At 44.4% G+C, this 13,792-nt stretch carries 7 protein-coding genes; 5 read left to right on the plus strand and 2 right to left on the minus strand.

Features of this window, described 5'->3' with window-relative positions; translation table 11 throughout:
- Nucleotides 1–3: 3 nt before the first annotated feature.
- Complete coding sequence (locus tag A8F94_RS25945; protein ID WP_175384480.1) at nucleotides 4–165, plus strand: hypothetical protein; 162 nt, start codon at nucleotides 4–6, stop codon at nucleotides 163–165.
- A 627-nt stretch (nucleotides 166–792) separates the two neighbouring features.
- Entirely contained in the window at nucleotides 793–2,313 is a 1,521-nt protein-coding gene (locus tag A8F94_RS20045) for a malate:quinone oxidoreductase (protein ID WP_066205115.1), read from the plus strand.
- 75 nt (nucleotides 2,314–2,388) lie between these two features.
- Here the strand turns inward: A8F94_RS20045 and A8F94_RS20050 are convergent, their stop codons facing one another.
- Complete coding sequence (locus A8F94_RS20050) at nucleotides 2,389–3,378, minus strand: Gfo/Idh/MocA family protein (protein WP_066204493.1); 990 nt, start codon at nucleotides 3,376–3,378, stop codon at nucleotides 2,389–2,391.
- A gap of 183 nt (nucleotides 3,379–3,561) precedes the next feature.
- Here A8F94_RS20050 and A8F94_RS20055 point away from each other — a divergent pair, with 183 nt between their 5' ends.
- Nucleotides 3,562–4,278, plus strand: coding sequence for a hypothetical protein (locus tag A8F94_RS20055; RefSeq protein WP_139070147.1), 717 nt, complete (start codon nucleotides 3,562–3,564; stop codon nucleotides 4,276–4,278).
- Nucleotides 4,279–4,699: 421 nt separating this feature from the next.
- Here the strand turns inward: A8F94_RS20055 and A8F94_RS20060 are convergent, their stop codons facing one another.
- Complete coding sequence (locus A8F94_RS20060) at nucleotides 4,700–8,035, minus strand: polysaccharide deacetylase family protein (protein ID WP_066205119.1); 3,336 nt, start codon at nucleotides 8,033–8,035, stop codon at nucleotides 4,700–4,702.
- Nucleotides 8,036–8,873: 838 nt separating this feature from the next.
- Between A8F94_RS20060 and A8F94_RS20065 the strand changes: the two genes are divergently transcribed.
- Together A8F94_RS20065 and A8F94_RS20070 are read left to right on the plus strand one after the other, a co-directional pair.
- Nucleotides 8,874–12,113 (plus strand): BTAD domain-containing putative transcriptional regulator, encoded by a 3,240-nt coding sequence (locus tag A8F94_RS20065; RefSeq protein WP_066204503.1) that lies wholly within the window; start codon nucleotides 8,874–8,876, stop codon nucleotides 12,111–12,113.
- 459 nt (nucleotides 12,114–12,572) lie between these two features.
- Nucleotides 12,573–13,781: a substrate-binding domain-containing protein gene (locus tag A8F94_RS20070; protein WP_066205124.1), complete on the plus strand. Its 1,209-nt coding sequence runs from the start codon at nucleotides 12,573–12,575 to the stop codon at nucleotides 13,779–13,781.
- Nucleotides 13,782–13,792 lie beyond the last annotated feature (11 nt).

Here is a 13,792-nt window from a genome sequence, read left to right on the forward strand (position 1 = left end):
CGAATGATTAAGGTTGTCTGCAAACAAAAACTCAAACCTGAAGTGAATCTTGAAGAGTATTTAAGCCTGGCCAGTGCACATCAAAGCGAACATAAAAGAATCGTCCCACAGCTCAGGAGCATGCGCGAAAGTACGGAAATCAGCATTTATAAAGAAGTTGAATGAAGTGGCAAAAAGCTTATCGGGCTCTTGCGTAAATATCATAGGTGCGAAAAAAGAGTCTTGATTCTTTTTTGCATCTTTTTTCTTTTTTGGCTTAGCAATTAGGGGTATTCCCAATCTTTTAATTCTCCACAACTATATAGAAATAATCTTTGTATATTTATTTGACTGTTAAAACGTCAAATAGTGCCTTCTTAATAGATTGAAATTAATATTTTCTAAATGCCTGTTGATTTCCGTTCCAGGCGCTTCGCTTTCCGCGGGGCGTGCGGTGAGCCTCCTCGCCGCCGTTGGCGTCTGTGGGGTCTCACCTGTCACGCTGCTCCCGCAGGAGTCTTCACGCCTTCCTCTCCAATCAACAGGACTTCAAAAAAGAATTTTTCAAATTCAACAGATATAAACAGATTTTGCTCTCGTAAACCTCTGTTTTTATAGGATAAAGGCCTTAATTTACAAGTTTCCCACTATTATAATAGCATAATGTTTAAATTTTCCTACTATTTGTGATATAATATTCAAAGTTTAATTGATACAGAAAAGGTGTGTGAATAGGACGCGCCGGCTTGCTGTAAGACAAAGGCAGGAGCGCCTACATCCTTTCTGCAAACTTAGGGGAGAAGGATGGTAGAAATGAGTAACGGACAAACGAAATCAGACGTAATTTTAATTGGTGCCGGAATCATGAGTGCGACTTTGGGAACTTTGCTGAAAGAATTAATGCCAGATTGGAAGATTACTATTTTTGAGAAGCTTGAAAGTGCAGGGGTAGAAAGCTCGAACGAATGGAATAATGCAGGTACCGGGCATGCCGCACTTTGCGAGCTAAACTATACCGTCGAAAAGCCAGACGGTTCGATAGATATAGGCAAGGCCATTAAAATTAATGAGCAGTTTAGGGTTTCACAGCAATTTTGGTCTCATTTAGTAAAAAAGAATTTAATTCATAATCCACAGGATTTTATTAGACAGCTTCCACATATGAGTTTTGTTAAAGGGGAAAAAGACGTCTCTTTTTTAAAAAGGCGATTTAAAGCGCTATCAGACAGTCCGCTTTTTCATGGAATGGAATATTCAGAGGATCCAGATATTCTCGAGAAGTGGATGCCACTAATGATGGAAGGCCGCAGATCGGATGAGCCAATTGCCGCAACAAAGATTGACTCCGGTACTGATGTCAACTTTGGAGCGCTCACACGAATGCTGTTTGAACATTTAAAGAGAAAAGGTGTCGAGATTAACTATAAACACAAGGTCGAGGATTTAAAACGGACAAGCGATAGCTTATGGGAATTAAAGATTAAAAATCTTGAAAGCGGTACCGTAGAACGCCATACTTCAAAATTTGTATTCATCGGTGCCGGTGGCGGAAGTTTGCCATTGCTGCAAAAAACGGGCATACCGGAAAGCAAGAATGTTGGAGGCTTCCCGGTTAGTGGACTGTTCCTTGTTTGCAAAAATCCGGAAGTGGTCGCCCAGCATCATGCAAAAGTTTATGGGAAAGCAGCGGTTGGAGCGCCTCCAATGTCTGTGCCGCACCTTGACACACGGTTTATTGATGGACAAAAATCATTGCTGTTCGGCCCTTTTGCCGGCTTCTCTCCGAAGTTTTTGAAGACAGGATCCTTGCTTGACTTCCCTGCTTCTATCAAGCCTAGTAATTTTGGAACGATGATAGCGGCTGGGGCGAAAAATATCCCTTTGACAAAATACTTGATTCAGCAGCTTATGCTATCAAAGGAACAGCGGATCGAAGAGCTTAGAGGATTTATTCCGAATGCCAAGAGTGAGGATTGGGACATCATTGTTGCGGGGCAACGTGTCCAAGTGATTAAGGATACTGAAACAGGCGGCAAAGGAACGCTGCAATTCGGTACCGAAGTTATCAGTGCCGCGGATGGCTCCGTAGCTGCATTGCTCGGTGCTTCCCCAGGTGCTTCGACAGCTGTCAACGTCATGCTTGAGGTCATGGAAAGATGCTTCCCGCAGCATATGTTTGAGTGGGCGCCAAAACTAAAGGAAATGATTCCTTCGTTCGGCGAGTCGCTGGCGAACAACCCGCAGCTTATTCGCGAAATAGAGACTTCTACTGCAGAGGCACTTGGTTTGGCTGCAGGCGAGCCGTTACATGCCACTGGAGTTAGTTCATTTTAATCCATAAAAAAGAGGGCATCCAGTTTTGAAATGGATGCCCTTTTCGTTCGCTCAAGATAGCTGCTAAAAAAATAATTAGCTGTAAAAAGATTTGGTCAGCTCATCCATGACCCAGCTCGCTCTGGAGCCTGTTTCACCCGTGCTTGGACAAACCCCGCTGCTTCCCGTCAACTCTGCTACAACGGTTTCAACCAGTGGCTGGTGAACGTGCCGGGGCGGCTCAAAGCTCCACTGCTCGCTGCCTGCGGCTGTTTCCAGGACGACCGGATCATTTCCAAATGTGGAAAACGTTATTTTGCCTTTGCTGCCGATGATTTCATTGACACCTTTATTTTCAAAGGCTGAAAAGCACCAGCTGCCTATACCGTGGGCTCCTGATTCAAAACGGTAGGTTCCTGTAACAATATCCTCCGCCTGGTAGCAGCCTGCCTGGTTTGAAGCGAAGCCTTTCACTTCTTTAATTGGGCCAAGCAAAAAATCCAATAGATCAAGAGTGTGGCTGCCAAGGTCATAAAACAACCCTCCGCCTGAAAGTTCAGGCTGAACCCTCCATGGTAGATTGGCAGGGTCTTTCACGTCTTCCGAAGCCATTTGATGCTGCGTGGTTGACACGAACCGAACGTCACCGATTGCGTTCATATCCAGCAGTTCTTTTATCTTTAAAAACCGCGGCTGTGCTCTTCGGTAGTAGGCCACATACAAAGGAACACCAGCTGCCTTGCATGCAGTGATCATCTCTTCGCATTCGGCAAAGTTTAAGGCCATCGGTTTTTCAACATAGATGGGTTTGCCAGCCTGTGCAGCCTTCAATGTATATTCTTTATGCGAGCCTGGTGGTGTAGCGATATAAACAGCGTCAACTTCAGGATCATTGATAAGCAATTCTGCATTATCATACCATTTAGGAACATTGTGCCGTCTCGCGTAGTCCTTTGCCAGTTCGCCATTTCTCCGCATGACCGCAACCAACTCTGAATTCATTGATTTCTGGAATGCCGGGCCGCTTTTTACTTCTGTTACATTGCCGCAGCCAATTATGCCCCATCGGACTTTTTTACCTATCATTACAATCCACCTGCCAGTTTTATTAAGATTGTCTTGATTATACAGGACGGAATAGATGAATTCATGCATATTAGTAGAATTGGAATGAATTGATTGGAAAACAAAACGATACGTTACCCCCTTAATAGGAAGTGGTCGGCTCGTATCCTTTCAATAGGATAAAACAACAAACGGGGTAATGAGATGAAGCGATTTAAGGGAGCCCTCCCAATGATTCTGGCGGGGGCTGTAACATTTTCTGTCACCAATGTAGTATTATTTGAGGACGCTACTAAAAAAGTAATCAAAGAGAGTGCCTCCGCTATTTCGGAAGGATTAAAAAAAGCGGATATAATCGGGCAGACTGCAAAAGCGGAAGCACCAAAAACAACGGTGAAAATGAAGCAAACAAAGCCTTCTCAGGAGAGACCTAAAACAAAAGAGCTTAACTCGGCAACGAAAAGCGACCAGGAATCTGGGGGCATAGCAGCAGGGACAAGGCAATCAGCGTTAACGGAGCCAGTGACAGTAAAGCCAGTCACAACAAAACAATCCGGGGCAAAGCCACAATCCACAGTCACTATAAATAAACCAGCTGCAACAGCTCCAACAAAACCTGCGGCGACAGCAACACAAGCTCCAACAAAACCTGCGGCGACAGCAACACAAGCTTCAACCAAAAAGGGGACGGCCGCAGCAAAACCGCAGCCTGAACCAACTAAGCCTCCTGCATCAGCTGCGCCGAAACAAACTATAAAGCCAGCGCCTGTTACCGAACCAAAGACAACTGGACCGAATCCAAATGCGTCCGAAAAAGCCACTACCAACCGCGGGAAAGAGGTCTCCCAAGCTGCGAAAGAAAAGACTGCCGCAAAGCAGGGACAAAAAGAAAACAATGAAACGAAAAATTTAAACGGATAATTAGCAGGTTGATTCATAAGGTCGTTTACACACGTTCCTTATGGGTCAACTTTTTTATTTGGGACATTTCCTGGAGAGGTAAACCACCGGGGATGTTTGGCTGATGCAACTAAATGGATTCTGTAAGATCGTTTACTTGGTGGTAGGTTTTCGATGCACGAACGGATTGTGTCTGAAGTGTGAAAATATCGGATATATGCCAAAGAATCCTCGGATATAATAAAATTTCCTCGGATAAATACTTCAAATCTCCGGATAAAATCTTAAACCCGGATAAACTTTTCTACTAACTGAGATAAATTCTTCGTTTAATAATACTCTATCAATGAAAAAAAGGTTAAATACCAAAAAGAAGAGGCGGACCTAAAATGTATTCTTAGGCCTGCCTCTATGTTAGTTCAAGGATTGCAATTTACTTTTGTTAGCCTGGCAAACTAGAACCATCTCTGTTGGTTGACTGGATTGCGTTGCCGTTTCGGTTTAGTTTGCCCCAGCCGACGGTTACTCCTTTGATGGCGGAGAAGATGGACTTGATGACCACGTATGTCATGATTTGCTTGTACAAAATTCGCTGCAGAAAGAGCGAGATTAGCGGCTTGGGGCTTTCCTTTTCCAAGCTGAACGCATAAAGGGCAGCCAGGAAATCCAACAGGTAAAACAGAATAAAGCCAATAACTGCTCTCTCAGGGTGCGGAGTAAACAGTGCCATGATGAACAAAAGGTCGGCAATCGGTGCTACGAGTTGATAAAAATACTGGAAGATCCACATGTTCGGAAGAGCGATATACCCTAATGAGTGATGCTTTGTATTAAATAAAGCATCCCGATGCTTCCAGAGGCATTGCAATGTACCATAAACCCAGCGGTATCGCTGCTTTGCCAGGCTTTTAACGTCTTCCGGAACTTCTGTGAAGGCATATGCCTTTTCTTCGAACTCGATTTTTTTACCGTTTCGCAATAGTGTAAGAGTAAGATCGGTATCCTCGGCAAGTGTATCTTCTTTAAAATAGCCTGCTTCTGCAACAGCGGATTTTCTCCATGCACCAATCGCACCCGGTACAACCGTTATGCAATTGAGTGCCGCAAAGGCCCGCCTTTCCAGGTTGAAACCAGTAACATACTCGATATGCTGCCATTTTGTAAGCAGGTTCCCTTTATTGCCGACCTTCACATTTCCGGAAACAGCGGCAACTAGGTTATCGGTAAAATGGCTTACGAGCAGGGAGATGGCATTTTCGGCAATCAGTGTATCAGCGTCGAGAGCCACTACGATTTCCCCTCGGGCTTCTTTAAAGCCAAGGTTCACTGCAGAAGATTTTCCGCCGTTGTCCTTTTTAATTAATCGAACGAGGCGATTGCTTCCATATGTTTTTTGGACAAGGTCAGCTGTACGGTCCTTTGAGCCATCATCAATGACTAGCACTTCAAAGCATGGATAATTGCTAGCCAATATTGAATCTACCGTTTTGCAAATAACCTTCTCTTCATTGTAGGCAGCAATTACAACACTTACAAACGGTGTGAAGTCAGGGTCAAGCGGTTTTTTTTCAGCTCTTTTAATCTGTTTCCTTGAAAGGAAAAGGAACAAAGTGAGTCTTATGATTCCTAACAGAATAACAGAATAGAATAGAACGGTAAGGCCTTTTTTCCAGCCCTGCATAATAGTGAATACTGCCTTGTTATAGACAAGATAAGGATTGCTCTCATCAACGGGAGGCATAATCTCTTCGTTGCTTTTTCCCAGCAATTCTCCGACAGTGGTAAACGAATAACCCCGGTCTTTAAGCTCCTTAATGACTAAAGGCAAAGCCTCGACCGTACTGGAACGGTCACCCCCTGCATCATGCATTAAAATAATATTTCCTTCAGGAAGCTGCTTCATGACTTCCTTGACTATTTCGGTCGATGACAAAGTTCTCCAATCATCGGAGTCGATCGATTCTCCAACCATTGTGTAACCCAGTTTCTGAGCTTCCAGGGCTGCTTGCTGTTCGCCCTTTTTCTTGAGTACTGTATCAGCATCATAGGTCGGCCGAAAAAGAGTCATTGAGTGGCCTGTGATTTGTTGAAATAACCGCTGATTGAGATTTAACTCCATTTTCATTTGAAACGGCGAAATCGATGTTACATCAGGGTGTGTAAATGTATGGCTGCCAATTTCATGGCCCTCATCATGCATTCGTTTCACCAGGCCCTGATGCTTGAGGGCATTTTCCCCAACAATAAAGAATGTTCCTTTAATATTATTCTTTTTCAAAATATCAAGAATTTGTGACGTGTAGGCTGGGTCCGGTCCATCATCGAACGAAAGAACGATTTTCTTCGAAGCGGGTTTGCCATATTGAGTCACTTTAAAAGGTTTTGGCAGCTTAGCGTAATCCACGGAATGAATTAAGCCGTTTGTATCCTGTTCGATTTTTCGATTGCCAGATTCGGCCTTTGAAACCTTTAAAATCTCCCCAGTACCGATCGCGATATCCTGCTTGTTGTCTGTCAACGTTTTCAAAGCTGCAGATGGGTTTTGCATTTGTTCAGGGTTATTTAGGAAGTTCCAAATCGACGGATCCTCGGAACCGAGGCGCCATAAGGCGATTCCACGTGAACCGCTATCAATAGCCAGCCTCATTTGGTTGTAAAATGTCGCAGCGTCGAGGAACCAAACCGTATGATTGTTGTTCCCTTGCTTATAACGGAGATAAGGATTCCCAGCCTTGCTGTTCCAATGGATTTGAAGGTTGGAGTGACTTCCCAACTCCATAATTTCGCTGAACGCAATGGGTTCTGCCGGCTGTTTTGAACCTTCCTTCCAGTTGTATCCATAGTTACCAAGACTCACAATCAGTTTTTCTGAGGGAATCTTGAGTTGGCTTAGGCTCTCCTTTGCCCATTTCTGTGGGGCAATCGGACCGGGCGAACTTTCGGCATGATGCCTATCATAGAGCATGACGAATACCCGGTCAGAACGTTTTGCAAGAGAAGAATAGTCGAAACTCGGATTGTCCGGCGGGACGTCTACAGTGACCATAAGTCCTTTGGGGTGAAAGACATTGTACAATTTGTCCATAAACTGGCTGAATTCATCCCTGTCTTTTGGATGGACTTCCTCAAAGTCTATGTTTATCCCGTCAAATTCATTTCGTTTTACATAGCGCATCATATTTTTAATAAATTCTTCCTCAGCCCCTGGAACTGTAAAAAGTCGGTGCAATGTATCACCATCCCACTTGTTATCTACAACATTATTAACGAGTGGAAGGATTTTAATATTATTTTTCTTTGCCTCTTCGACAATCGACTTGTCAATGGTAGTTTTAAGCCTGAGTTCGGACGTAAGCTGAAGCCACTCCGGTACAAGGGTAGTAATTGTTTCTTTATGTTTTTGGAAAGACAATTTACTATTTTCATCCCAGTTGACGTAAAATGCGTAAATCTCTTGTTTCGCAGAGAGCTGTTTATCAGTAAGCTTGCCTAGATTCTCAGGTGCATTCTTAGCTTTTGTTCTAGATAACTGGGATTCTAATTCCCGATCAATTAAACTTTCGTTAATGGGTTCAATTTTATTTTGTGCGGTATCCGTATCATTTAGCTGGAGCTCGGGAAATACTGGGTTTTTCGCCAGGCTTTCAATAAAAATAGTTGAAACAAAAACAACCAATAAAATAAAGCCGACAGCCATTCGTTTAATAATGGACCAGCGCCTTTTTGCGGGGTCAAGGAATACTGACTCCTGATTAGCCTCTGCTGTTTTCAAGCCCAAATTATAAAACCAGTGAAAGAAAAAATAGGTGATGAGGCCAACGAAGCCTCCAACAATCCCCGAGGCAGCGGCAGGGGAAGCTTCAAATCTAGCTTTAAAATCAGAAATGAACTGAATATCCTCCACTAGTGGCAAATCCAATAGAGGCAACTGCCGGATGTGCGGAACGAAAAAGGTAATCAATGTTCCAAGAAACAAAGCGATGATATTAAGGCGAAACAAAAGGGATGTAGCTACCAATACGAAAAGTAGCGGTATGTTGAAACGGTCTAAAGGCAAGAAGGCGAGAAAAAAACCAAGTGTACTTGCAATTGCCCCGGCACTTCCCGTCACAGGTGCGAACAAGGATCTGACAATCCACCTGAAAATCCGATCCACTCAATCTCCTCCTCATAGGTGTAGTATGTACCTTGGAACTCTTGTTGAATTTCTACTATTTGCAGAATGATAGGGTGGCCTGGTTGATAATCTTCTTTAGTGACTTTGCGGGAAAAAATAAAGTGACAGAGTATTAATAGACGTTCTAAGTGACTTTACCGTGAAAAATTATGTGACAAAGTTATTAATAGATACTCAAGAGTTTCATGACAAATCATTCACGTATAATTAAAAAAATTAAAATGGCCAACAAAAGATGTTTAGGTTTGAAGTCTGTGCTTTTGGGGGTAAATATAGTAGTTTTTACTGGAAATTAACGAAGACGGCTTTTCCCCAACTTGAGAACATTAGATTCCTAAAGATTCAATGGGAAGGTTACTTTATTTTAAACATCTTCTCCAAGAGTAAGAGTTTTATGTTAAAATAGTTTCAAAATTACAAAAAATGGGACGGAGATACTATGCAGGGAACATTGCCGTTAATCAAAACAAAATTGGTTGTCCCAGCTCAGCAAGACCAATGGATAAGAAGGTCGGCTGTTTCCAGGAAATTGAAAGCGGTTACTTCAAAACCACTGACGATTATCCAGGCTGGCGCAGGGTATGGGAAAAGCTCTGCGCTCGTTATGTATGTCCAGGATGAGAAACAGGATTGCAGCTGGTACACGATATCCCCCTCCGATGACGATATTCTTCCTTTTATATCGTATTTAATTGCCTCTGTACGGACGAAATTTCCTGAGTTTGGCCTGGAATTAGAAACCTATATTAAATCGATGGACCGATATATTCGGGATGAAGAACTTAGCAGGCTGTGTTCTATTTTTATAAATGAAATGATGACCATTCATGAGCCTATGGTTATGATTCTTGATGATTTTCATTCGATAGAGCATTCCTACCATATCAATGTCTGGATGGAAATGCTGCTCGAGCATATGCCGGGTAATCTTCATTTGGTCATTTCAACAAGGACAAGGCCAGGCTGGAAGATCCTTTCAAGAATGAAGGCGAGAAATGAACTGAACGAGCTAACAAAAGCGGATTTGCTTTTTGGTAAAGATGAGATTGAACTGTTGTTAAGTGATTCCTACGAGATGGAGCTCCCAGATGAGCAGCTAGAACAACTTTTCTCACTTACCGAAGGATGGGTTATTGCGATCGGGATGATTGCCCAGCAGCTTCCCCATTTGCGGAGCCTGGACGACTTGTTGGTCCAGCCGTCAAAGTCATTGGAAGATTTGTTTCAATACCTGGTTCACGAGGTCTTTTCGAAACAGCCGCCGATGATTCAGCAATTTCTCGAACAAACCTCGATATTCGAGGAAATCAGCATCGATGTCTGTGATTATGTACTGGGAATGAACGGCTCACTTGCGATGCTTCAACAGTTGACTGCAAAAAATCTGTTCATTCACCAGATTGGTGAAAGCCAATACCGGTATCATGCGCTGTTCCGCGAATTTCTCGAGGAGCGGTTCGTTGCTAACCAGCCCGCCCTGCATCGCCAGCTTATGCTGAACAGTGCCCGTTTTTATGAACGCAATAGCCAATGGGAAGAGGCCCTGTACTGCTATGAGAAAATTGGCCAATTTGATGCGGCTGCCGCGGTTATGAACGAGCAGGGGATGAGGCTGCTCCAAAACGGTAAGCTGGAAAGCCTTCATGAGAGGCTTACGAAAATTCCCTTGTCTGAAAAACAACGGTATTCCCGGCTGCTGTTCCTCGAGGCTGAGGTTAATCGGTTCCGCTCTAACTACAAAGATGCTGAAACATTATATGAACAAGCCATTCAAGCAGCCGAAACATCCGTTGATTTGGAATGGAAATGCAAGGCGCTTGAAGGAAAGGCCAAGATTTACCTGGATACCATACAGCCATTAAAGGCTGAACGGATTCTTGCCCAAGCGATCGAGCTTCGCGAAAAGAACCTTCCAGACAGCTCTGTTGAAGATACGGGGAGACTGTACCGGCTGCTTGCCGAGAATCTTATCAATTCCGGCCAGGCATTAAAGGCGGAAAAGTGGATGGAAAGGGCAAGGGCAATGGGAACGCCGGTTGAGGATGGAAACCTTCAGGCAAGGCTTTACCTTCGGACGGGAAGGTTTGAAAAGATGCGGCAACTATTGGAGCCTGCTATTCCACTGGCCGATTCGTCCAGTAAACAAGCGCTGCCGCAGTCCCATCGGGAAACCGATTTGCTGTTGGCACTGCTTGAGGCGTTTACAGGAAATGGCCGTAAAGCGAAGGAGCTGGCACAGTCGGGCATTCAACATGGCATAAAAATCCAGGCACCTTATGTAGAGGGCTGCGGCTGGATTCGGATGGGGCATGCAGTTCAGCTGATTGGCCAGTATGAACTCCATCTAGCCGAACAATGCTATCAGACATCCCTTGAAATCATGGGGCGCCTGAATGTTGAAAGAGGCAAAGCGGAGCCTCTAATGGGACTTTGTGTTTTGTACGGTAGCCGCCGCGAATATGAAAAAGCACTAGAGGCTGGCAGGCTTGCCCTCGCTGAAACTGAGACCGTCAAAGATATTTGGCTTTCTGCACTCATTACCCTTTGCATGGGAATGGCAGCGATCGATAACAACAAACTCGAGGAAGCAAGGAATTATTTTCATAAAGCAAGCGGGCTGGTTACGGAATGCGGGGATGAGTTTGGAAAAATGCTCGTTGCGTTTTGGCATGCCTATTATGCTTATTTGATTGAAGACGAACAGGAGTTCAAAGATTCCTTTGCCAGATTTCTTACCTTGATGAAAACAGGCGAGTATGAATTTTTTATAAAAAAAAGAACAATCTTCAGTCCGCGTGACATGCAAATCTTTGCACCGATGCTCATTAATGCCATCAAACAGGGAATCATGCCTTCCTACTCAGAAAAAATGCTGGAGGACATGAACTTGCCCCGATTAAGCGCGCATCCGGGATATACAGTAAGAGTCCAGGTACTTGGTCACTTTAAGGTCTGGCTTGGAGGCAGGGAAGTGTATGACCGTGAATGGCAAAGGGGAAAGGCAAAGGAGTTATTCCAGCTTTTTTTAACAAAGAAAAAACAATTTCTTTTGAAGGAAGATATTTTTCAGTTGCTTTGGCCCGAACAGCCGGAAAAGAGTGCCGACCGGGATTTCAAGGTGGCGTTGAATGCACTTAACAATGTTCTTGAACCAGCGCGAAAGGCCCGTTCGGCTTCGTTTTTTATCATAAGGGAAGGGAGTGGATATGGAATTAATCCGCTTGCCGCGATCGAACTGGACTCTGGGCAATTTGAAGAGCTGGCCGAAAGCGGATTGGTCGAGACCAACCCTGAAAAATCAGGAGAATACCTGGAACGCGCCCTTCAATTTTATCAAGGTGATTTTCTTCCTGATAAACGTTACGAGGATTGGTGCATCAATGAACGCGAGCGGCTGGTGGTCTATTTCTTGCGCAGCGCCGAAAAGCTGGCCCAGTTGAATGTCAGAAAAGAGAACTATGATGCCGCTATCCATTGGTGCCAGCGTATCCTAGAAAAGGACCGGACATGGGAGGAGGCCTACCGGCTATTGATGTTCTGCTATTACCGGAAAAACAATCGTCCTCAGGCAATCAAATGGTACAAAAAATGCTGCGAAATCCTCGAGGAAGAGCTTGGCGTCACCCCGCTCGAACCAACCAGGCACATGCATGAAATGATCATCCAAGCCCGCAGTTGAAGAGGCGGTTCTGGTTTGCCATCAGCAAAACTAAGTAAGGATATATAGTACTCTCTGATACGTCCAGCTTTATATATACATGCAATTCATACCTATGAGGCAGAGGGAATACGCACCAAACAGTTTCGTGGACAATTTGGGTGTCCGAGGTCGAGGAAAATGTCCAGCAAACAGGTTTTCGTGGACAATTTGGGTGTCCGAGCCCCCAAATTATTGCCGAAATTCAGAGTACCTATTTTTCAGCAACTGCGAGCCATTTTAAGTATCTCAAAAGGTACACTTTTAATTTATATATTTAATTAAAACATCGGTCTCCCTTAATTGAAGGGAGATTTTTTTAATGTAACTCATTTGCAACTTCCTGCTTTTAAGATGAACTCACAGCTTAAGGCTTTCGATTACCATTTTAAAAGGGGGAAGAAAAAAGTGAAGGCAAAACGGAATATTGGACTACTCGTTATGCTCGTAATGGTTCTCTTATTTGCAAGTGCATGTGGGGACGAAGAGGCTGGCGGTTCAACAAGTAAAGGCGGAGGTGGCGGAGGCGGTGAAAAGAACACCGAGCCAATCAAAATCGGTGTCCTTGCTTCCCAGACGGGCGGACTCGAAGCCTATGGAAAACAGACGCTTCGCGGATTTGAACTAGGCCTAGCTTATGCAACGGATGGCACCAATAAAGTTGCTGGAAGAGAGATTAAATTTATTGTAGAAGATACTGAAACAAAACCGGAAGTCGCTGTCCAGAAGGCAACCAAGCTACTCGAAGAAGACGAGGTTGATTTCCTGGTCGGATCATCAAGCTCTGGTGACACACTCGCTGTCCTGCCGCTTGCTGAAGAGTATGAAAAAATCATGATCGTAGAGCCGGCTGCCGCGGACAGTATCACTGGCGAGGAATTCAATAAGTACATTTTCCGTACGGCACGGAACTCGTCCCAGGATGCCGTTGCAGGAGCTGCTGCCATTGCCAAGAAAGGAACGAAGATTGCAACACTCGCTCCAGATTACTCCTTCGGGCGTGACGGTGTCGCTGCCTTTAAAGAAGCGGCCGAAAAGCTAGGCGCGGAAATCATCCATGAAGAGTACGCTGACCCAGCTGCTACAGACTTCACATCTAACATTCAAAAAATTGTAGACAAAAAGCCTGAATACCTGTTTGTTGTTTGGGCGGGTGCAAACTCCCCGTGGAACCAAATTGCTGACATGAAAGTTCAGGAAAAAGGCATTAAGATTTCCACTGGCGCACCTGATATTGCTGCGCTTGCAACGATGGAGCCGCTAGTCGGCATGGAAGGCTTCACGGTGTACTACCATGACCTGCCGCAAAACGACATTAACAAATGGCTTGTTGATGAGCATAAGAAGAAATTTAACGGCGATGTTCCTGACTTGTTCACTCCAGGGGGCATGTCCGCTGCAATTGCGATTGTTGAGGCTTTAAAGAAGACTGAAGGTGACACAGACACCGATACATTGATTAGTACGATGGAAGGTATGAGCTTTGAGTCACCAAAGGGTAAGATGACATTCAGAAAAGAAGATCACCAAGCACTTCAATCCCTTTATGCCATCAAGCTTGAGAAGAAGGATGGTTTCAACTATCCAGTTCCAGTCCTGATCAGGGAACTGTCTCCTGAAGAGACAGCTCCGCCGATTCGTAACAAATAATAGGATAATGA

It is taken from the genome of Bacillus sp. FJAT-27225 (assembly GCF_001685025.1).
GTDB lineage: Bacteria > Bacillota > Bacilli > Bacillales > Cytobacillaceae > Bacillus_D.